Source organism: Streptomyces sp. NPDC036813 (assembly GCF_055609245.1).
Genome location: NZ_JBVJPV010000009.1, coordinates 299,221 through 319,800, shown reverse-complemented (window position 1 = coordinate 319,800; position 20,580 = coordinate 299,221). Strand labels below are relative to the sequence as shown.

Annotated in this window: 19 protein-coding genes; 12 read left to right on the top strand and 7 right to left on the bottom strand. The window is 73.4% G+C overall.

The features are described 5' to 3' along the window. The first annotated feature begins 62 nt into the window (after window positions 1-62). Entirely contained in the window at window positions 63-938 is an 876-nt protein-coding gene (gene panB / locus ACZ67Q_RS20915) for a 3-methyl-2-oxobutanoate hydroxymethyltransferase (RefSeq protein WP_471184134.1), read from the top strand. Window positions 939-1,465: 527 nt separating this feature from the next. On the opposite strand, the gene ACZ67Q_RS20910 is transcribed toward panB, so the two are convergent. Further along, window positions 1,466-1,882: an ester cyclase gene (locus tag ACZ67Q_RS20910; RefSeq protein WP_471184132.1), complete on the bottom strand. Its 417-nt coding sequence runs from the start codon at window positions 1,880-1,882 to the stop codon at window positions 1,466-1,468. A gap of 145 nt (window positions 1,883-2,027) precedes the next feature. On the opposite strand from ACZ67Q_RS20910, the gene ACZ67Q_RS20905 reads away from it, so the two are divergent. Both ACZ67Q_RS20905 and ACZ67Q_RS20900 read left to right on the top strand, forming a co-directional pair. Beyond that, entirely contained in the window at window positions 2,028-3,053 is a 1,026-nt protein-coding gene (locus tag ACZ67Q_RS20905) for an ATP-binding cassette domain-containing protein (RefSeq protein WP_471184129.1), read from the top strand. A 14-nt stretch (window positions 3,054-3,067) separates the two neighbouring features. Continuing rightward, window positions 3,068-3,877: an ABC transporter permease gene (locus ACZ67Q_RS20900; RefSeq protein WP_471184236.1), complete on the top strand. Its 810-nt coding sequence runs from the start codon at window positions 3,068-3,070 to the stop codon at window positions 3,875-3,877. A 27-nt stretch (window positions 3,878-3,904) separates the two neighbouring features. Here ACZ67Q_RS20900 and ACZ67Q_RS20895 read toward each other — a convergent pair whose 3' ends face one another. Further along, window positions 3,905-7,288 (bottom strand): AfsR/SARP family transcriptional regulator, encoded by a 3,384-nt coding sequence (locus ACZ67Q_RS20895; protein ID WP_471184127.1) that lies wholly within the window; start codon window positions 7,286-7,288, stop codon window positions 3,905-3,907. Between the two features lie 177 nt (window positions 7,289-7,465). Here ACZ67Q_RS20895 and ACZ67Q_RS20890 point away from each other — a divergent pair, with 177 nt between their 5' ends. Then, on the top strand, window positions 7,466-8,233 hold the full coding sequence (locus ACZ67Q_RS20890; RefSeq protein WP_471184125.1) for a site-2 protease family protein: 768 nt from the start codon (window positions 7,466-7,468) through the stop codon (window positions 8,231-8,233). Window positions 8,234-8,276: 43 nt separating this feature from the next. Here ACZ67Q_RS20890 and ACZ67Q_RS20885 read toward each other — a convergent pair whose 3' ends face one another. Further along, entirely contained in the window at window positions 8,277-8,465 is a 189-nt protein-coding gene (locus ACZ67Q_RS20885; RefSeq protein ID WP_471184122.1) for a hypothetical protein, read from the bottom strand. A 124-nt stretch (window positions 8,466-8,589) separates the two neighbouring features. Continuing rightward, window positions 8,590-9,294, bottom strand: coding sequence for an NADPH-dependent F420 reductase (gene npdG / locus ACZ67Q_RS20880; protein ID WP_471184120.1), 705 nt, complete (start codon window positions 9,292-9,294; stop codon window positions 8,590-8,592). Between the two features lie 109 nt (window positions 9,295-9,403). Here npdG and ACZ67Q_RS20875 point away from each other — a divergent pair, with 109 nt between their 5' ends. Both ACZ67Q_RS20875 and ACZ67Q_RS20870 read left to right on the top strand, forming a co-directional pair. Then, a complete protein-coding gene (locus ACZ67Q_RS20875) occupies window positions 9,404-10,006 on the top strand; it encodes a hypothetical protein (protein ID WP_471184118.1) in 603 nt (200 codons plus the stop codon). Window positions 10,007-11,174: 1,168 nt separating this feature from the next. Next, window positions 11,175-12,470 (top strand): MFS transporter, encoded by a 1,296-nt coding sequence (locus ACZ67Q_RS20870; RefSeq protein ID WP_471184115.1) that lies wholly within the window; start codon window positions 11,175-11,177, stop codon window positions 12,468-12,470. On the opposite strand, the gene ACZ67Q_RS20865 is transcribed toward ACZ67Q_RS20870, so the two are convergent. Next, complete coding sequence (locus tag ACZ67Q_RS20865) at window positions 12,471-12,704, bottom strand: hypothetical protein (RefSeq protein WP_471184113.1); 234 nt, start codon at window positions 12,702-12,704, stop codon at window positions 12,471-12,473. Window positions 12,705-12,763: 59 nt separating this feature from the next. Between ACZ67Q_RS20865 and map the strand changes: the two genes are divergently transcribed. Together map and ACZ67Q_RS20855 are read left to right on the top strand one after the other, a co-directional pair. After that, window positions 12,764-13,621, top strand: a complete 858-nt coding sequence (gene map / locus ACZ67Q_RS20860) for a type I methionyl aminopeptidase (RefSeq protein ID WP_471184110.1) — start codon at window positions 12,764-12,766, stop codon at window positions 13,619-13,621. A 141-nt stretch (window positions 13,622-13,762) separates the two neighbouring features. Continuing rightward, window positions 13,763-14,410, top strand: coding sequence for a biliverdin-producing heme oxygenase (locus ACZ67Q_RS20855; RefSeq protein ID WP_471184108.1), 648 nt, complete (start codon window positions 13,763-13,765; stop codon window positions 14,408-14,410). A 68-nt stretch (window positions 14,411-14,478) separates the two neighbouring features. On the opposite strand, the gene ACZ67Q_RS20850 is transcribed toward ACZ67Q_RS20855, so the two are convergent. Both ACZ67Q_RS20850 and ACZ67Q_RS20845 read right to left on the bottom strand, forming a co-directional pair. Further along, on the bottom strand, window positions 14,479-14,685 hold the full coding sequence (locus ACZ67Q_RS20850; protein WP_471184105.1) for a hypothetical protein: 207 nt from the start codon (window positions 14,683-14,685) through the stop codon (window positions 14,479-14,481). A gap of 531 nt (window positions 14,686-15,216) precedes the next feature. After that, window positions 15,217-15,861 carry a PhzF family phenazine biosynthesis protein gene (locus ACZ67Q_RS20845; protein WP_471184103.1) on the bottom strand — a complete coding sequence of 215 codons (645 nt, stop codon included), beginning with the start codon at window positions 15,859-15,861 and terminating at the stop codon, window positions 15,217-15,219. 341 nt (window positions 15,862-16,202) lie between these two features. On the opposite strand from ACZ67Q_RS20845, the gene efeO reads away from it, so the two are divergent. Genes efeO through ACZ67Q_RS20825 form a run of 4 tightly spaced genes read left to right on the top strand, consistent with a single transcriptional unit; the run spans window position 16,203 to window position 20,458 of the window. Beyond that, a complete protein-coding gene (gene efeO / locus ACZ67Q_RS20840; RefSeq protein WP_471184101.1) occupies window positions 16,203-17,342 on the top strand; it encodes an iron uptake system protein EfeO in 1,140 nt (379 codons plus the stop codon). A gap of 15 nt (window positions 17,343-17,357) precedes the next feature. Further along, window positions 17,358-18,611, top strand: coding sequence for an iron uptake transporter deferrochelatase/peroxidase subunit (gene efeB / locus ACZ67Q_RS20835; protein WP_471184099.1), 1,254 nt, complete (start codon window positions 17,358-17,360; stop codon window positions 18,609-18,611). Window positions 18,612-18,615: 4 nt separating this feature from the next. Further along, window positions 18,616-19,497: an iron uptake transporter permease EfeU gene (gene efeU / locus ACZ67Q_RS20830; protein WP_471184097.1), complete on the top strand. Its 882-nt coding sequence runs from the start codon at window positions 18,616-18,618 to the stop codon at window positions 19,495-19,497. Beyond that, the gene (locus ACZ67Q_RS20825; protein WP_471184094.1) at window positions 19,448-20,458 is read left to right on the top strand and encodes an SCO2278 family lipoprotein; all 1,011 of its coding nucleotides are present in this window, start codon (window positions 19,448-19,450) and stop codon (window positions 20,456-20,458) included. The genes efeU and ACZ67Q_RS20825 overlap by 50 nt, the downstream gene beginning before the upstream one ends. Window positions 20,459-20,580 lie beyond the last annotated feature (122 nt).

Genomic DNA, 20,580 nt, shown 5'->3' with positions numbered 1-20,580 from the left:
CACCATGGAGGTGGTCCGGGGACACCGTCAGGGTGCCTCGAGATGACGTTAGGAGCCGTGCCATGACGCAGCTTCCGGCTGCCTCGCACACGCAGAGCGGTCCCTCCGACGGCAGCAAGGCGCTGTACGGAGGCAAGATCAACCGCCGCATCACCGTCCGCGACATCGCCACCGCCAAGGAGCGGGGCGAGAAGTGGCCCATGCTGACCGCCTACGACGCGATGACCGCGTCCATCTTCGACGAGGCCGGGATCCCGGTCCTGCTCGTCGGCGACTCGGCGGGCAACTGCCATCTCGGGTACGACACGACCGTACCCGTCACGCTCGACCAGATGACCATGCTGTCCGCGGCCGTCGTCCGCGGCACCCGGCGTGCGCTGATCGTCGGGGACCTGCCGTTCGGCTCCTACCAGGAGGGCCCGGTGCAGGCGCTGCGCTCGGCGACCCGGCTGGTGAAGGAGGCCGGGGTCGGCGCCGTGAAGCTGGAGGGCGGTGAGCGCTCCCACGAGCAGATCCGTCTCCTGGTGGAGGCCGGAATCCCGGTGATGGCGCACATCGGGCTGACCCCACAGTCCGTCAACTCCATGGGCTACCGCGTCCAGGGGCGCGGTGAGGAGGCGGCGCAGCAGCTGCTGCGGGACGCCAAGGCCGTCCAGGACGCGGGCGCGTTCGCCGTCGTCCTGGAGCTGGTGCCGGCCGAGCTGGCCGCCGAGGTGACCCGGGTGCTGCACATCCCGACGGTCGGCATCGGGGCGGGTGCGGAGACGGACGCGCAGGTGCTGGTGTGGACCGACATGCTCGGGCTGACCGGCGGGCGGGTCCCGAAGTTCGTCAAGCAGTACGCCGACCTGCGGTCCGTGATGGGCGACGCGGCGAGGGCGTTCGCCGATGACGTGGTCGGCGGCACGTTCCCGCTGGAGGAGCACTCCGTCCACTGACGACTCCGTCGGTTGCGGGGGGGTGTCCAACGTCCGCTGCCGACTCCGTCGCTTGCAGGGTGCGTCAACTGAAGCCAACGCCGAGTGGCCCCGCCGGTTTCCCCCGCCGGCGGGGCCGTGCGCTGCGCAGCCGGGGCATGTCCGGTGACCGTCCCAGGGGCTCCGCCCCTGGACCCCGGGAGGTGTTTCCCACCCGCCCACCCACCCACCCGTCTCGATAGGCCAAGAGCCACCACCACCGGGCTCCGCCCCGGAACCCCGGCGGGGGCTCCGCGCCCCGCACCCCGTAGGCGTTCTCCCACCGCCCACCCGCCTCCACAGCCCACGAGCCACCCCGGCAGGGGCTCCGGCCCCCTGCACCCCGAGCCGCCCCGCCGGACTCCGGCGGAAGCACGGTGGGGCTCCGCGTCCTGCCACCTCCGGCGGTTCCGGCACGACCGCGCCGGGCCCGTCACGGCCTCCGCCACACCCCCCGGGGCACGCCCCTTCTGCTCGCCGGCCAGGTCTCGCCCGCCCTTCCCCCTTCCTCACTCCCCGATGGCGCCCAGTTGGCGGAGTTGCGCCAGGGTGTCGACGACGCCCCAGATCTCCGCGATGCGTCCGGCCGTCTGGCGCACGACGAAGATCTCGGCGTAGCGGACGGGGCGGCCGGTCGGTGGCAGGCCGCGGTAGTCGCCGCGGTGGGTGCCGGTGACCGTGTTGCGGTAGACGGTCTTGTCCCCCTGTGTGATCACGTCCTCGATCTCGACGCGCAGGTCGGGGAAGGCGGGCAGCAGCACCCGCCACACCTGCTTGAGGGCCTGCACCCCGCTCACGCCGGTCGGCACGGGCGCGTGGAAGACCAGGCCCGGGTCGCAGACCTCGTCGATGGTCTTCTCGATCAGTTCCAGGTCGCCGCTGTTCACCGCGTCGTGCATCCGGCTGAAGGGCGTGGTGTCGCTCATGGCCGTGTCCTTCCTCGTCCGTGTCGTCGTCCCTATGACGTCCCGGCGGCCCCGTGTGTGACATGTCGGTGGGATGTCGGTGCCGCCCCCGGGCTGTCGGGCGGCTGTCGGTGGTTTGTCGGTGCGGGCTGACACCGTCGTGGTCATGACGCGAATCGACAACAACCCCGGCGGCGCGGGCAGCGCCGTCACCGTGCGGGGACTGGTCAAGCACTACGGCGAGACCAAGGCGCTGGACGGCGTCGACCTGGACGTGCGCGAGGGCACCGTGATGGGTGTGCTCGGGCCGAACGGCGCCGGGAAGACCACGCTGGTCCGCATTCTGTCCACCCTGCTGACGCCGGACGCCGGGCAGGCCCTCGTGGCCGGCTACGACGTCGTCCGGCAGCCCCGCCAGCTGCGCCGGGTGATCGGGCTCACCGGGCAGTACGCCTCGGTGGACGAGAAGCTGCCGGGCTGGGAGAACCTCTACATGATCGGGCGACTGCTCGACCTGTCCCGCAAGGACGCCCGCGCCCGCGCCGACGAGCTGCTGGAACGGTTCTCCCTCACCGACGCCGCCAAGCGCCCCGCGGGGACCTACTCCGGCGGCATGCGGCGGCGCCTCGACCTCGCCGCCTCCATGATCGGCAACCCGGCCGTGCTGTACCTGGACGAGCCCACCACCGGGCTCGACCCGCGCACCCGCAACGAGGTGTGGGACGAGGTCAAGCGGATGGTCGGCGACGGCGTCACCGTGCTGCTGACCACGCAGTACATGGAGGAGGCCGAACAGCTCGCCTCCGAGCTGACCGTCGTGGACCGGGGCAAGGTCATCGCCGGCGGCGGCATCGAGGAGCTGAAGGCGAAGGTCGGCGGGCGCACACTGCGGGTCCGCCCGCTGGATCCGCGCGAGCTTCAGCCGCTGGCCCGGACGCTCGACGAACTGGGCATCACCGGGCTCGCCACCACCACCGTGGACACCGCCGCCGGTGCCCTGCTCGTGCCGGTCCTCAGCGACGAGCAGCTGACCGCCGTGGTCGGTGCGGTCACCGCCCGCGGCATCACGCTGTCCTCCATCACCACCGAACTGCCCAGCCTGGACGAGGTGTTCCTGTCCCTCACCGGTCATCGCGCCGGTGCCCCGCAGGACGCCCGGCCCGCCGACGAACGCCAGGAGGTCGCCGTATGAGCGCCCAGACCGTGATGAGCGCCCCCACCGTCACCGCGACCGACGCCCGTATCCCGCTGCGCGGGCACCTGCGGCACACCGGCGCCCTCATCCGCCGCAACCTGCTGTGGATCCGGCAGGACCCCGAGTCGATGTTCGACGCGCTGCTGATGCCCGTCGTCTTCACGCTGCTGTTCGTGTACGTCTTCGGCGGCTCCATCGGGCAGGCGCTCGGCGGCGGCCAGGACCAGTACGTGCAGTACGTCATCCCGGGCATGATCGCGATGATGAGCATGACCCTGTCCCAGGGCGTCGGCACCGGCTTCAGCCAGGACTTCAACAGCGGCGTCATGGACCGGTTCCGCACGCTGCCCATCGGGCGCGGCTCCGTGCTCTTCGCGAAGATCACCGTGGAGCTGGGGCGGATGCTCTTCGCCACGGCCGTGCTGATGATCGTCGCCGTGCTGGTCGGGTTCGACATCACCAACTGGCCGGGGCTGTTCGCGACCGTCGGGCTGTCCGCGCTGTTCGCGTCCTCGATCATGTGGGTGTTCCTCACGCTGGGCGTGATGCTGAAGAACGCGCAGTCCGTGCAGGCGATGGGCTTCCTGGTGCTGTTCCCGCTGCAGTTCGGCTCGTCGATCTTCGCGCCGACGAAGTCGATGCCGGGCTGGCTGCAGGCCTTCACCGACTACAACCCGCTGTCCACGCTCGCCGACTCCGCGCGCGGTCTGATGATCGGCGGCCCGGTCGCCCACGACCTGTGGGTGACGGTGGCCTGGTCGGTGGCGATCACCGCGGTGATGGCCCCGGTCGCCATCCACAAGTTCCGCACCAAGAACTGACGCCGCATGCGCGGACGTCGGTGCGCGTCATACGAGGGCGACGGCCTCCTCGGGAGAGAGGCCGGCGCCCTCGGCGTATGCGGCGGCGTACTGCTCGTCGTCACCGAGCGCGGCACGCACCGCCTCCTCGGCCCGGGCGCGGGCGGCGCGTTCGGCGAAGCCGGAGACATGGCCGGGCGGCAGCAGCGCCTCGGCCGCGCCCAGGCAGCGGGCACCGTCCCGGGCCCGGGCGCCGCCGTCGGCACCGGCCAGGGCGGCGCCGGCAAGGACCAGGCACAGGGCGCGCATGTGCGGCACGATCGTGCGCGACAGCGGCTCGTTCGCCTGGGCCAGCGCCCGCCGGGTCTTGGGCAGCGCCTCGTCGTGCAGGCCGTCCACCACGTCGAGCCACGCCTCCTGGGTGAGGATGAAACCGTCGAAGACGAAGAAGGAGGCCGGTCCGAAGTCCTCCCGCAGCCGCCGGATCAGCTCACGGGCCTCCGCGGTGCGGCCGGTGGTGCTCAGCCAGCCGGCGAGGAACAGCCGGGCGGCCGGCATGGCCTCGGTGACCATCCCCTCCGGCTGGTCGGCCACGTCGCGCAGCAGCGCCTCCCCGCGCTCCGGATCGCCCGCCTCCAGCAGCGCCGTCCCGAGCCGGGCGGTGAGCACGGCCTGCTGGGCGCGGGCACCGAGCCGTTCGGCGACGGCGCCGGCGGCCTCGTAGTCCGCGGCGGCTGCCGCGTACTCGCCCTTGCGTTCGTGGGCCTCACCGCGCGCCGACAGCGACTCCGCGACGCCCCAGTCGTCACCGAGGCGGCGGAAGATCTCCAGTGCCTCGTCGGCGTCGGCGGCGGCGTCTCCGGCCCAGTCGGTCCGGTTGGCCAGGAGGTTGGCGCGCATCTGGAGGCAGAGGGCGAGCTCCCACTCGTAGTCGGGGCGGGCGCGGCAGGTGTCCACGGCCGCGTCGCCGATCACGCGGATCCGGTCGATGTCGCCGCTGAGCACCACGGCGAAGAACCAGACGTAGCCCGGCGGACGGCAGGCCTGCGGGAGGCCCGGGCTGTACGTCTCGCTCACGATCCGCAGCTTCTCCTGCGCCTGCGGGGTCCGCCAGGCGTCCATCTCGGTGTCCATGCAGGCGAGATGGACCAGGTGGACTCCGCGGCGGGCCTCGGCGAGCACCTCGCCGGTCATCGGGGGCGGCGCGTCCGTGCAGCGCTCCCACAGCGGGACGGCGGGGCGCACCGGTTCGGTGAACGGGTCGGGGCCGAGGGCCATGACCTCGGCGGCCCAGTTGCGGGTCTCGATGCGCAGGTCGCGCATCTGCCAGTACCAGCACAGCGACAGCACCAGGCACAGCGCTTCCTGCTCGTCGCGGCCGGCGACGGCGTGCCGCAGGGCGGTGCGCAGGTTCTCGTACTCCCGCTCGATGCGCTCGATGGCGGCGCGCTGCCCGTGGCCGCGCAGCTGCGGGTCGGTGGTGCGGGCGAGTTCGCGGAAGTACCTCAGATGGGCGCGCTCGGCGTCGGCGCGGGCGCCACAGTCGTCGAGGCGTTCGGCGGCGTACTCGGCGACCGTCTCCAGCAGCCGGTAGCGCATGGAACCGTCCTCGCCGGTCGGGGTGGCGACGACGAGGGACTTGTCGACGAGGGAGGCGAGGGCGTCGAAGGCGGCGGGGCCGCACACGGCCTCCGCGGCCGGCAGGTCGCAGCCGCCGGCGAAGACGGACAGCCGCCGCAGGACGTCCCGTTCGTCCTCGTCGAGCAGGTCCCAGGACCAGTCGACGACCGCGCGCAGCGTCTGCTGGCGGGGCAGGACCGTGCGGCTGCCGGAGGTCAGCAGGCGGAAGCGGTCGTCGAGGCGGTCGGCGATCTGGCGCGCGGTCAGCATGCGCAGCCGGGCCGCGGCCAGTTCGATGGCGAGCGGCAGGCCGTCGAGGCGGCGGCAGATCTCTGCGCAGGCCGCGGCGGTCTCCTCGTCGGCGTCGACGCGGAAGCCGGGGCGGGCGGCGGCACCGCGGTCGGCGAGCAGCCGCAGCGCGACCGGCTCCGGCAGCGGCTCCACGGGACGCAGGACCTCACCGGGTACGCCGAGGGGTTCGCGGCTGGTGGCCAGCACCGTCAGCTCCGGGCAGCGCGCCAGCAGCTCCTCGGTGAGGCGTGCGGCGGCGTCCACGACGTGTTCGCAGTTGTCGAGGACGATCAGCATGCGGCGCCGGGCGCAGTGCTCGGCGAGGCGGACGACGGGGTCGTCGTGGCGTTCGGCCACGGCCCGCATCTCCTCGGCGCCGGCGCCGCGCAGCACCGTCTCGCGGGCGCCGACGGCGGTCAGTACGGCCTCGGGCACGGCTTCGGGGTCGTCGACGGGGGCGAGTTCGGCGAGCCAGACGCCGTCGCGGGCGGCGTCCCGGACCCTCTCGGCGGCCTCCTGCGACAGGCGTGTCTTGCCGGCCCCGCCGGGCCCGAGGAGGGTGACCAGCCGGGCGGTGGCGAGGTCCTGCCGGATCGCCTCGATGTCCGTCTCCCGGCCGACGAAGGAGGTCAGCCGGGCGCGGAGGTTGCCGGGGGGCCGCGGAGCGGAGGGCGCGGGGCGGGAGGCCGGCGGGGGCACCGGAGGCGTGCCCTGTGCGGCGGGGGCCGGTGGGAGGTCGCGTGGGCCGGGGTTTCGGGGCCGGGTGCCGGGCGTGCCGTCCGATGCTTCGCGCGGGTTCAGCAGTCGTGCGTGCAGGGCGCGCAGTTCCGGGCCGGGGTCGGAGCCGAGGCGGTCGGCGAGCAGGTGGCGTATCTCGTCGTAGGCGGCGAGGGCCTGCGCGGTGCGGCCGGTGTCGCGCAGGGCGCGCAGCCGCAGCGCCTGCAGCGGCTCGTCCAGGGGGTGGGCGTCGCACAGCGCGGTCAGCTCGGGCAGCGCCTGGTCGGCCTCGCCGAGCGCGAGCGCGGCGGTCAGCCGGGCGCGCCGCGCGTCCAGGCGGCGGGTCTCCCAGCGGGCCGCCTCGGTGGTGCGGTCGGGCAGGTCGGCGAGGGCGGGGCCCTGCCACAGGGCGAGGGCGTCGTCCAGCAGGACGGCCGCCTTGGCGGGGTCGCCGTCGGCCAGGGCGCGCAGTCCGTCGGCGGCCAGCCGCTCGAAGCGGTGCAGGTCGACGTCGTCGGGGCCGGCGGCGAGCCGGTAGCCGCCGTCGGCCGACGCCACGGCGTCCGCGCCGAGCGCCCGGCGCAGCCGCCCGACCAGCGCCTGCAGCGCCCCGGGTGCGTCGGCCGGCGGGTCGTCGCGGGCCCATACCTCCTCCACCAGCAGCGTCGCGGGCACGGTACGGCCGGCCCGCAGGGCGAGCACGGTCAGCAGGGCACGCAGCCGCGCCCCGCCGAGCGCGACGGCCGAACCGTCGGGGCGGAGCACCTGCGTGGTGCCGAGGATGCGGTAGCGCACGGGGTCCATTGTGTCGGGGGACGCCGGGGCAGCGCTCCCGGGTTTCCGGCGCGCGTCGGCCGGCAGGAACCCGGGCTCCCCGCCGGACGTTCTTCCGGCGTCACCGGTACGGTCGCGCCGGACGTTCTCCCGGCGTCACCGGTACGGTCGACCCGCGTGCCGCCGTCGAACCCAGTCAGGAGCCCCATGACGACCGCTGCCACCCGTCGTAGTGACCGCCGGATCAGTCCCGTCTTCCTCGGGATCGTGGCCGTGGCGGCGGTGGCGGGGTGGGCCGCCTGGAGCGGGTTCGCCGAGCAGCCGGGTGTGGCGGTGTTCCTGTTCGTGACGGCGGCCTGGGTCGTCTCCTTGTGTCTGCACGAGTACGCGCACGCGCGCACCGCGCTGCACAGCGGGGACGTCTCGGTGGGCGCGAAGGGCTATCTCACGCTCAACCCGATGAGATACACGCACGCCCTGCTGAGCATCGTGCTGCCCGTCGCGTTCCTGATCATGGGCGGGATCGGGCTGCCGGGCGGCGCGGTCTTCATCGAGCGGGGCCGCATCCCGGGCCGCTGGCGGCACAGCCTGGTCTCGGCGGCCGGCCCGCTGACCAACGTCGTGTTCGCCCTGGTGTGCACGGCCCCGTTCTGGCTCGGGTCGCCGGACGGCATGCCCGGCGACTTCCGGTACGCGCTGGCGTTCCTGGCGCTGCTGCAGGTGACGGCGGCGATCCTGAACTTCCTGCCGGTGCCCGGGCTGGACGGCTACGGCGTGCTCGAACCGTGGCTGTCGCCGAAGGTGAAGCGGCAGGTGGAGCCGTACGCGCCGTTCGGGCTGCTGTTCGTGTTCGCGCTGCTGTGGGTGCCGTCGGTGAACACCGTGTTCTTCGACGCGGTGCACGCGATCCTGCGCGGCCTGGGCGTGAGCGATGCCGACGCGTACTGGGGCCGGGACCTCTACCGGTTCTGGTGAGCGCCCATCGGTGGTGACGAGCCCCACCGGCTCTGGTGAACCCCTATCGGTTCTGGTGGGCCGTCCGGGCCGAGGCGCGGCCGCGCCGCAGGTAGTACCAGGCCATGTTGGACGACACGCCCGCCAGCAGCACCCAGACGACGCCCAGCCAGCTGCCCTGGACGAAGGAGACGACGGCCGCGACCACGGTGAGGACGCAGACGGCGAGGGCGTAGAGGGCGAGGCGGGGCATGGGGGTCGGCTCCTGTCGGGACGGTCGGTGGTCGGGGGGGTGCGCCGGAGCCGCTCGCGGGACCGCACCGGACCGGTGGCGGGACACCGCGGGCATCTCCGACGCCCCCAGTGTCCCCCATGGCTCACACGTCGGTGATACGCAGCCCCGCGTGCGCCTTGTACCGGCGGTTGACGGAGATCAGGTTCGCGACCAGGGACTCCACCTGGTGCGCGTTGCGGAGCCGGCCGGCGAAGATGCCGCGCATGCCGGGGATGCGGCCGGCGAGGGCCTGGACGATCTCCACGTCGGCGCGGTCCTCGCCGAGCACCATCACGTCGGTGTCGATCCGCTCGATCTGCGGGTCCTCGAGGAGGACCGCCGAGAGGTGGTGGAAGGCGGCGGCGACCCGGGAGTCGGGCAGCAGAGCAGCGGCCTGCTCGGCGGCGCTGCCCTCCTGCGGCTTCAGCGCGTAGGCGCCCTTCTTGTCGAAGCCGAGAGGGTTGACGCAGTCCACGACGAGCTTGCCGGACAGTTCCTCGCGCAGGGACTCCAGCGTCTTGGCGTGGCCCTCCCACGGCACGGCGACGATCACGATGTCGCTGCGGCGGGCGGTCTCGGCGTTGTCGGCGCCCTCGATGCCGTGCCCGATTTCCTCGGCGGCGGCCCGCGCGCGCTCGGCGGCCCGCGAGCCGATGATCACCTTCTGCCCTGCCCGGGCGAGGCGGTAGGCGAGGCCCTTGCCCTGCGGTCCGGTCCCGCCGAGCACGCCGACGACGAGCCCGGAGACGTCCGGGAGGTCCCAGGGGTCCTTGGCGGGGGCCTTCTGTGCGCTGTCGCTAGTGGTCATGGGCTGACAATACGTGGCCCTCCTCGGGGAACGCGCCCGTCCCCTCTCCGGGCGAACGAGGGCCGAAGTACGGGGCGCGGGGCGCCCGGTTGCGCAAGGATGCGGGGCCATGGACGCCGTACGGGTCGCGCTGCTGCGGGAAGTGCTCGCCGGGACCGAGTGGCTCGGGGCCACGCGGAGATTCGCGGGGGCGCTGCGGGGGTCGGTCGTGTCGCACGGGGGCGGGCTGCTGCTCGTCGGCACACCGGAGTACGAGCCGTGGCATCTCGCCGCGCATCTCGTGGACGAGGCCGCGTGGTCGGGGACGCCGGAGCTGGCGCCCACGCTCGTACGGCACGACGCGCGGCCGTCGGATCCGGCGCACCTGGCGGTCGGGCCGGGCCGGATCGAGGCGGCGCGGCGGGGCGAGACGCTGCTCGTCGTGGCACCCGGCGAGCCGGCGTCGCTGCTCCAGCGGGTGCACGACGCCCGGCGGGCCGGGGTGACCGTGCTGGCGCTCGGCGACGCGGAGGGCGAGCTGGCGGGGATGGCGCACGAGGCGCTGACGGTGCCGGAGGGGGCGGAACTGGACCTCGACACGGTGCAGCACCTGGTGAGCGCGGCGGCCGGGGAGAACACGGTGCCGGGCACCCGCAGGGCCCCCCGCCGCTTCCGCGACCGCCTGTCCCGCCTGGCGGAATCCCTGACGTCCCCACCCCCGGCCCCCTGGTGACACCGCCGCGGGCAATAAGGCCGGTGCGAAAGAACGACTCGCACAGCGAGGGGCCGCACGGAAGCACCGGCTCGCAGCGAGGGCGGCACGGAAGCCGGCCCCCACGCCCGACCCCGGCAAACCGCCCACACGGCGGCCCCCGCCGCCCACGGGAGCGACGGGAGCCGCCGACACAGGTCTGGCCACGGACGGCCTGGTGGGCGCGAGGCCGGGGCCCAGGGCCCGAGGCCGCGGACGCAAGGCCGGGTGGGGGCCCCGAGGCTGGGGCCGCGCCGAGGGCGAGGGCCCTGGCTGAGGCTGGGGCTGTCGCCGGGTTCGGAGCCGGGGCCAGGGGCCGGAGGACGGGACCCGAGGCCGCACCCGGAGCCGAAGGCCCCGAGGTCGGGGCTGTGCCCGGGGCCGTGGCCCGGGGCCGTGGCCCGGGGCCGTGGCCCGGGGCCGTGGCCCGGGGCCGTGGCCCGGGGCCGTGGCCCGGGGCCGTGGCCCGCCGCTCAGGCCCGAGGCCGGCCCCGGAGCGGAAGGCCCGGGCCGAGGTCGGGGCTGTGGCCCGAAGCCCGAGGTCGGGGCCGAAAGCCCGAGCCGACTCGGGGCCGTGGCCCGAGGTCGTGACCCGAGCCGCGAGGACGAAGCCCGAGGACGAGGCCGGGGCCCCCGCCCGAACCCGACGCCGCACCAGGGGCCGAAGGCCCAAGCCCAAGCTGACGTCGGGCCGTGCCCGGGGCCGGGGCAATGCCGGGATCGGGGCAATGCCCGGGACCGGCGCCGGGGCCCGAGGCCCGAGGCCCCAGGCCCGAGGCTGGCACCCTCACCCGGGGCCCGACGCCGTGCCCGGGGCCGAAGGCCCGAGCCGGGGCCGGGGCCGGGGCCGGGCACGGGGCCGGACACTGAGACCGGCGCCGCGCCGGGCCGCAGGCCCGAGCCGGGGCCGGGGGCCGCAGGCCCGAGTCGGGGCCGGGGGCCGCAGGCCCGAGTCGGGGCCGGGGGCCGCAGGCCCGAGTCGGGGCCGGGGGCCGCAGGCCCGAGTCGGGGGCGGGGGCCGCAGGCCGGAGTCGGGGGCGGGGGCCAAGGCCGCACGGGGCCGTGGGGCCCAAGGGCGGGGTCGGGTCGGAGGGCCGGGGGTGGGAAAAGCGTTTGCTCGTGGGTGGGGCGGCGTCGAGCATGGCACCTCGTGAACCTCCCCTCCGCCCTTCGGGCGCTGCTGCCCGACCTCGCGCCCTGGAAGGCCTCCGTCGACTTCCGGCGGCTGTGGATGTCGGGGCTGATCTCGGGCTTCGGGAGCTTCCTGACGTTCGTCGCGCTACCCGTGCAGCTCAAGGAGCTGACCGGGTCCGCCGCGGCGGTCGGCGCGATCGGGGCCGTGGAGCTGGTGCCGCTCGTGGTGTGCGGGCTGTACGGCGGCGCGCTGGCCGACGCGTTCGACAAGCGCAGGCTGATCCTGTGGACCGAGGCAGGCCAGGGCCTGCTGTCGGCGCTGCTGCTGCTCAACGCGCTGCTGCCGCGTCCCGCCGTGTGGCCGCTGTATCTCGTCGCCGCCCTGTCCTCCGCGCTGGTGTCCGTGCAGCGCCCGGCACTGGACTCGCTGTGGCCGCGGATCGTGGCGCACGACGACCTGCCCGCGGCGGCCTCCCTGAACTCCCTGCGCTGGACGGTGGGCGGGGTGGCCGGCCCCGCCGTCGCCGGTCTGGTCGTCGCCTACGCCGGCCTCGGCTGGGCGTACGCCGCGGACCTCGCCACCTTCGCGGTGTCCGTGCTGTACGTCGTCCGCATCGCCTCCTCCCCCGCCTCCCACGAGGCCGCCCGGCCCTCCCTGCGCTCGATCGCCGAGGGCGCCCGGTACGCGTGGAGCCGCAAGGAGCTGCTCGGCACCTACGCGGTCGACCTGGCGGCGATGTTCCTCGCGATGCCGCTCGCCGTGCTGCCGTTCCTCGCGGACGATCTGGACGCGCGGTGGTCGCTGGGCCTGATGTACGCGGCCGTGCCCTTCGGAGCACTGCTGGTGAGCCTGACCGGAGGCTGGGCCTCACGGGTGCGCCGGCACGGGCGGACGGTGGTGCTGGCGGCCGCCGGGTGGGGTCTGGCGATCGCGGCCGCCGGGGTCGTCGGCGACGTATGGCTGGTGCTGCTGTTCCTGACCGTGGCGGGCGGCTGCGACATGGTCAGCGGGATCTTCCGCTCCGCCATGTGGAACCAGACGATCCCGGACGAGCTGCGCGGCCGGCTCGCCGGGATCGAACTGCTGTCGTACTCGGTCGGGCCGACGGTCGGCCAGGTCAGATCCGGCGGCTTCGCCGCGTGGTGGGGCGTGCGGGCGTCCGTCTGGTCGGGCGGGCTGCTGTGCGCGGGCGCGGTGGCACTGCTGGCGCTGTGCCTGCCGCGGCTGATGGCGTACGACGCGCGGACGAACGAGCACGCGGTGCGGCTGCGCGACCAGCGCGCAGCCGCCGCGCAGGCGGCCTCGGCGTGATCAGTCGTCCTCGGCGGTGCGGCCCGCCGAGGCGTCGTGCCAGCGGGGGTCGTTCTCCCACTCGAGGTTGCGCTCGCGGGCCGTCTCCATCGCGTGCTCGGCCTCCCGCCGGGAGGCGTACGGTCCGAAGCGGTCCTTGCCCGGGCAGTCCGGGCCCTCCTCGACCTTCTTGTGCTCCAGGCAGTAGTACCACTCGCCCGGCTTGCCCGCCGTGCGCTTCTTGAACAGGGCCATGACCTCGCTCCTCTCGCCACCGACATGTTCCCCCATGCCCGCTGGTTAGACTCGCTGGCATGTCTGGCCAGTCGCTGCTCGTACCAGGGGAGCTGTCTCCCACCCGTTCCGTGCCCGGAAACATCCGCCGCCCCGAGTACGTCGGCAAGCCCGCGCCGACGCCCTACACCGGGCCGGAGGTGCAGACGCCGGAGACGATCGAGGCGATGCGGATCGCGGGCCGGATCGCGGCGCAGGCCATGGAGGAGGCCGCGAAGCTGATCGCCCCCGGCGTGACCACGGACGAACTGGACCGGGTGGCGCACGAGTACATGTGCGACCACGGCGCCTATCCCTCCACGCTCGGCTACCGCGGCTTCCCCAAGTCCCTGTGCACGTCCGTCAACGAGGTCATCTGCCACGGCATCCCGGACTCCACGGTCCTGCGCGACGGCGACATCGTGAACCTGGACGTGACCGCGTACATCGGCGGGGTGCACGGCGACAACAACGCCACCTACCTGGTCGGAGACGTCGACGAGGAGTCGCGGCTGCTCGTGGAGCGCACGCGGGAGGCGCTGAACCGGGCGATCAAGGCCGTCCGGCCGGGCCGTCAGATCAACGTCATCGGCCGGGTCATCGAGTCGTACGCCAAGCGCTTCGGGTACGGCGTGGTGCGGGACTTCACCGGGCACGGCATCAACTCCTCGTTCCACTCCGGTCTGATCGTCCCGCACTACGACAGTCCGCACGCGACGACCGTGATGCAGCCGGGGATGACGTTCACGATCGAGCCGATGCTGACGCTCGGCACGCACGAGTACGACATGTGGGACGACGGCTGGACGGTCGTGACGAAGGACCGCAAGCGGACCGCGCAGTTCGAGCACACGCTGGTGGTGACGGACACCGGCGCGGAGATCCTCACGCTGCCGTGACACCGCCCCCTCGCTGTGGCCCGCTCTCCTCGGAGGGCGGGCCTTTCGCCGTCTCGGGGTGCCGTGTTCATGCTCTGATGTTTTGCCGACGGCCTGTCGGTAAGCTTACCGACAGGCCGTCGGCAACCCGGGGAGTCGTCCATGGAGTCGTTCTCGACCGTCATCCGCACCGCGACCCACGAGCAGCACGCACGGGCGGAGACCTCGGCGTTCATGAGCGATCTGCTCGGCGGCCGGCTGGGCGTCGACGCCTACGCCCGCTACACCGAGCAGCTGTGGTTCGTCTACGAGGCGATGGAGGCCGGTGCCGAGCGGCTGGCGTCGGACCCGGTGGCCGGGCCGTTCGTCCGGCCGGAGCTGCTGCGGCTGCCGGCACTGGAGCGGGACCTGGCGCATCTGCGGGGCCCCGGCTGGCGGACGGGCCTGTCCGCGCTGCCCGCGACGCGCGCCTACGCGGACCGGGTGCGCGTGTGCGCCGAGCGCTGGCCCGGCGGTTATGTCGCCCACCACTACACGCGCTACCTCGGCGATCTCTCCGGCGGCCAGGTCGTCCGGGGCCGGGCCGAGCGGACGTGGGGGTTCGCACGCAAGGGCGACGGGGTGCGCTTCTACGTCTTCGAGAAGATCGCCAACCCGGCCGCCTTCAAGCGGGAGTACCGGGATCTGCTGGACGGCATCGGCGTGGACGAGCTGGAGAAGCAGCGGATCGTCGCCGAGTGCCGACGGGCCTTCACGCTGAACACGGCGGTGTTCCAGGCGCTGGGCGAGGAGTTCCCGCTGTCGGCGTGAGCGGGCTCCGCAACCGCCCGAGGGACGGGCCGCCGGGGCGCGCCCGTCCCTCGGAAGTCACCGCGGGCTCAGAGGTCGCCGCGGCAGTAGGAGCCACCCCAGGCGAGGTTGCCTCCCTCGGAGGTGATGGCCCAGTAGTGGGTGGCGCAGACGTCAGCGCCGTCGTCGCCGCCGCCGTGGCGCGGGTCGAAGTCGGCCGCGGCGGCGGTGGCCGCGCCGGCGGCGGTCAGGGTGACGGTCAGCAGTGCGGCGGCCAGAACCGAGCGCATGCGCATGGAACCCTCCAGTGGGGTCGGTGACAGATCACGCCAGAGGTCCCCGGCACGGACCGTCCGCACACGCACCGCCACCCGAGCGCTCGCGCTACCACCTGAACGGGCGCGCACCCCACCCTTACAGGACCGCCCCCTCCGACACCGGGCCGCCGCCCGACGCCCCGCGCCGGCCATCCGGACCCCGGGCCGGTTCAGCCGCGCCGCCGGGAGGCGTCCGCCACGCTGGGCGTCGGCGCTCCCCACCCGCGTCCACGCCCAGCACCCGTCAGCCGGCGCCGGGGCCTGTTCGGCAGGGCCAACCGGTTTCGCCGCGATGGGCGTGGCGCGCCGGCGCCCGGCCGGCCCCGGCCCCAACGCCGGGCTCCGCCCAGGGCGCCCGCCTTCCACCCGTACCCGTTCGGCCGCGCCGACCGACGGGTTCGCCGCGAAGGGCTTGGTGTCCCCGACCCCCGCTCCCCGGCACCCCGCTCCGGCCCCTGCACCCCCGTGCGCCGGTCACCCGCGCCCCGCGCCGCGGGCCCGCGGCGCCGCTCAGCGTTCCAGGAGGACTCTGCCGCCGATTTCCACCCAGCCTTCGGGCTGGGGGGCTGTGAGGATCTGGGAGCCGGTGCCCTGGGTGATGTTGAGGGCGCGGCCGAGGTGGTCGGTGAGCAGCAGCGCCGCCGCTCCGGTCGCCTCGTCCTCGGTGATGCCGTCGTCGCGGCCGGGGAAGGCGCGGGCGCGCACCCGGCCGGCGGGTTCGTCCTCCCACGCCCAGGCGTAGATCCACTCCCCCGGCGGCGGCACCGGCAGGGCGTCCACCTCGGCGGCCGTCGCGTACTGGCGCAGGGTGCGCGGCGGCGCCCACTCCGCGCGGGCCTCGATCCAGCAGAACTCCCCGTCCTGCCGGGCGCCCACCACCCCGGCGGGCGTGACGAGTTCGGGCACGTCGAGCAGCCAGGCCGTGCCCACGCAGGGATGGCCGGCGAACGGCAGCCGCAGCGTGGGCGTGTAGATGTCGATCACGCCGCGCTCGGGGTCGTCGACGAACACGGTCTCGCTGAAGCCGAGCCGGCCCGCGAACGCCTGCCGTTCGGCCGCCTCGGGCATGCGGGAGCCGTCGCGGACGACGCCCAGCTCGTTGCCGTAGCCACCGTTCGGCGCGCAGAAGACGCGCAGCACGTCGTAGTCAGTCACCGGGGCATTCAAGCACCGAGGGCCGACGGGCCGCCGTGTGCGCCGTCGGCGCATCGGTGCGCCCGATGTGCCACGACCGGCGGGCGCCCGCAGCCGCGGGCATACGGGGGTCGCTGCCGCAGGTCCTGGCCCGGAGGCGACACTTCCTTGAATTCTCCTTTACCTGTCCTTGGCGTTCCATTTGAGTCACCGTGATCAAGTCGCACCCTTACGGCGTCCATGAGAGGTGAATCACTGCATGCGGGTACGCCGCACAGGTAAGCCTCGGTTAAGTTAGGCGAGCCTCACCAACCTCGTGGGGCCCGACACTACGATTTTCAGCCACCGCCCGGGAGCCCCGCATGCGAGCCGCCAGACTGACCGTCACCGCCGCCGTCGCCACCGCGGCGGCACTGGCCGCCGTCACCGGCTGCACCCAGAAGAGCAAGGCCGAGGGCGGCGACGGTGCGATCCAGGTGACCGCGACGGACGACAAGTGCGAGGTCTCCAAGAAGGAGGTCCCCGCCGGTCACGTCGAGCTCTCCATAGAGAACAAGGGCTCCAAGGTCACCGAGGTCTACGTCCTCTTCCCGGACGACCGCGTCGTCGCCGAGCGCGAGAACATCGGCCCCGGGACCAAGCAGAAGGTCACCGCCGAGGTGAAGGCCGGCGAGTACCGGATCGCCTGCAAGCCCGGCATGAAGGGCAAGGGCATCCGCCAGACCCTGAAGGTCACCGGCGGCACCACCGCCCAGCGCGACCCACGTCTGGACCAGGCCGTCGCCGCCTACCGCACCTATGCGCAGGAGCAGGCCGACGAGACGCTGCCCAAGGTCGAGACGTTCGTGAAGGCCGTCAAGGCCGGTGACGTGGAGGCGGCGAAGAAGGCGTACGCACCCTCGCGCCTCGGCTGGGAGCGCACCGAGCCGGTCGCCGAGTCCTTCGGCGACATCGACCCCAAGGTCGACGTCCGCGAGGACGGCCTGGAGGCCGGGCAGAAGTGGACCGGCTGGCACCGCCTGGAGAAGGCGCTGTGGCAGGGCGGGAAGATCGGCGCCGAGGAGAAGACCCTCGCCGACCAGCTCGTCACCGACCTGAAGGACTGGCAGAAGCGGGTCGGCACCGCCGAGATCAGCCCGACCTCCATGGCCAACGGCGCCAAGGAGCTCCTCGACGAGGTCGCCACCGGCAAGGTCACCGGCGAGGAGGAGCGCTACTCGCACACCGACCTGGTCGACTTCAAGGGCAACGTCGAGGGCGCGCAGAAGTCCTACGAGCTGCTCAAGCCGGTCGCGCAAGCGAACGACAAGGCGCTCACCGCCGAACTGGACAAGCAGTTCGCGGCGCTGAACACCCTGCTGGACAAGTACCGAGCCGACAAGCAGTCGTACGACTTCACCTCCTACGACAAGGTCGGCGCCGGCGACCGCAAGCAGCTGTCGGACGCCGTGAACGCCCTGGCGGAGCCGCTGTCCAAGCTCGCCGCCGCCGTCGCGAAGTAACCTCGAGGAGCAGCGATGACGGACACGGAGACCGGAGCCAAGGCGCCCAGCAGGCGCGCGCTCATCGGCTGGGGCGGGGCCGGGCTGGCGCTCGGCGCCGCGGTGGCCGGTGGTGCCGTCGCGGTGACCCGCACGGACGACATCGACCCGGCCGCCGCCGACGCGGGCGGCGCCGTCGGCTTCCACGGCGCCCACCAGGCCGGTATCGCCACGCCCGTGCAGGACCGGCTGCACTTCGCCGCGTTCGACGTCACCACGACGAGCCGCGCCGAGTTCGTGCAGATGCTGAAGGACTGGACCGAGGCGGCGCGGCGGATGACGGCCGGCAAGGCGGTCGGCGAGGGCGCCTACGGCGGACTCGCCGAGGCCCCGCCGGACGACACCGGCGAGGCGCTGGGCCTGAAGCCGTCCCGGCTCACCCTCACCATCGGCTTCGGCCCGTCCCTGTTCGACAAGTTCGGCCTGAAGGACAAGCGGCCCGAGGCCCTGGTCGACCTGCCGAAGTTCCCCGGCGACAACCTGGACAGGACCCGCAGCGGCGGCGACCTGTGCATCCAGGCCTGCGCCGACGACCCGCAGGTCGCCGTGCACGCCATCCGCAACCTCGCCCGCATCGGCTTCGGCAAGGTCGCCATCCGCTGGTCCCAGCTCGGCTTCGGCAAGACGTCGTCGACGACCCCCGGCGCGCAGACCCCGCGCAACCTCTTCGGCTTCAAGGACGGCACCCGCAACATCGCGGGCACCGAGACCGACCGGCTGAAGAAGTTCGTGTGGGTCGGCGAGGGCGACGGCACCGACTGGATGACCGGCGGGTCGTATCTGGTCGCCCGGCGCATCCGGATGAACATCGAGACCTGGGACCGCACCTCGTTGCAGGAGCAGGAGGACGTCTTCGGCCGCGACAAGCGCGAGGGCGCCGCCGTCGGCAAGGCCAAGGAGCACGACGAGCCGTTCCTGAAGGCGATGAAGCCGACCGCGCATGTGCGGCTCGCGCACCCCGACTCCAACAACGGGGCGACGATCCTGCGCCGCGGCTACTCCTTCACGGACGGCACCGACGGCCTCGGCCGGCTGGAGGCCGGGCTGTTCTTCCTGGCCTACCAGCGTGACGTGCGCAAGGGGTTCATCCCGGTCCAGCGCAACCTCTCGCGCATGGACGCGCTCAACGAGTACACCCAGCACGTGGGTTCGGCGATCTTCGCGATCCCGCCCGGAGTCAAGGACGCCGGCGACTGGTGGGGCCGCACGCTGTTCTCCAAGGAGGCGTAGTTCGATGTTCAGCAACTACCTGATCGGGCTGCGCGAGGGCCTCGAGGCCAGCCTGGTGGTCTGCATCCTCATCGCCTACCTGGTCAAGACCGGGCGGCGGGACGCGATCCGGCCCATCTGGATCGGCATCGCCATCGCGGTGGCCATCGCGCTCGGCTTCGGCTGCGTCCTCGAGTTCGGCTCGCAGGAGCTGACGTTCCAGGCGCAGGAGGCGCTCGGCGGCTCCCTGTCCGTCGTCGCGGTGATCCTGGTGACGTGGATGGTCTTCTGGATGCGGCGCACCGCGCGGCATCTGAAGTCCGAACTGCACGGCAAGCTGGACGCCGCCCTGAAGATGGGCACCGGCGCGCTGGTCGCGACCGCGTTCCTCGCCGTCGGCCGCGAGGGCCTGGAGACCGCGCTGTTCGTGTGGGCGTCCGTGCACGCCGCCTCCGACGGCACCCCGCGCCCGCTGATCGGGGTCGCGCTGGGCCTGGCCACGGCCGTGTTCCTGGGCTGGCTGTTCTACCGGGGAGCGCTGAAGATCAACCTGGCGAAGTTCTTCACCTGGACCGGCGGCATGCTGGTCGTCGTCGCGGCCGGTGTGCTGGCGTACGGCTTCCACGATCTGCAGGAGGCCGACTGGCTTCCGGGTCTGAACAAGCTGGCCTTCGACATCTCCTCCACCATCCCGCCGGACAGCTGGTACGGCACGCTGCTCAAGGGCGTGTTCAACTTCCAGCCCGACCCGACGGTCCTCCAGGTCACGGTGTGGCTGCTGTACCTGATCCCGACGCTCGCCGTCTTCTTCGCCCCGGTAGGGTTCGCCTCCGGGAAGGGGAAGGTGAAGCAGCCCAATGACTCGGGAGACAAGGGTTCCCAGCCCTCGACGGCTTCGCAGGCGTGAGCGCGCCGCGCTGACGACGGCCTCGCTGACCGCGCTGGCGCTGAGTGCGAGCGGGTGCGTGGTGGTGCACGGGGAGCGCGAGGTGCTCCCCTCCACCACGCAGGCCGAGGCCGCGAAGGCGCTGACGCAGTTCACGACCGCGTACAACAAGGCCGACAAGGCCTACGACGCCTCCCAGGACGCCGACTTCACGACGGGGGCGTTCGGCGACATCGACGCGGCGCGGCTCAAGGCGCGGCACAGCAACAGCCCGCAGGGCAACCCCGCGCACTCGCCGCTGGTGCTGTCGGACGTGACGTACACGATCCCGAAGAAGGCGGGCTGGCCGCGGTGGTTCGTGGCGGACGCGCACGGCAACCGGGCGGGGAAGTCGCGGTGGCTGCTGGTGTTCCTGCGGCACGATCTGGACGAGCCCTGGCAGGTGGCGTTCCTGACGCTGGCCGAGCCGGGGAGCGTGCCGCGGTTCAAGACGGACGCTGAAGGGTTCGCGGAGGCCGTGGACGCCGACGCGGCGGATCTGGCGGCCACGCCCGCGTCGTTGAGCCGGCGGTACACGACGTACCTGAAGAGCGGTGGTGACGGCTTCGCGGACGGGCCGCACACGAGTGTGTGGCGGGCTGCGCGCGAGAAGCAGGCGACGCGGCCGGGGCTGGCGAACCAGTACATCGACACACCGCTGACCCGGGGGGACTACGCGCCGCTCGCGCTGCGTACGGCGGACGGGGGTGCGCTGGTGTTCTTCACGACGCGGCACTACCAGAAGCAGACAGCCGCGCCGGGGGTGACGGTGCCCAACCCCGGGCGGGATGTGCTGGCGTTGACGTCCGGGGAGATCAAGCAGTCGCTGACGATGGAGTTCGTGTCGAACGAGGTCGCGCTGGACCCGCCGAAGACCTCCGGTCGGTCCGAGGTGAGTGTGCTGGGGCGGACCCAGGGGATGACGTCGGCGCAGGGCAGTTAGACAGCGCGGTCAGGGCGGTGCGCGAAACGCCTGCGGCGGCCTGTGCGGGTTTCGTCGTGGCTGGTCGCGCCCGCGCGGCGGAGCCGCATCTCGCACCGCCCCGCGCCCCAGGGGCGCCTGCG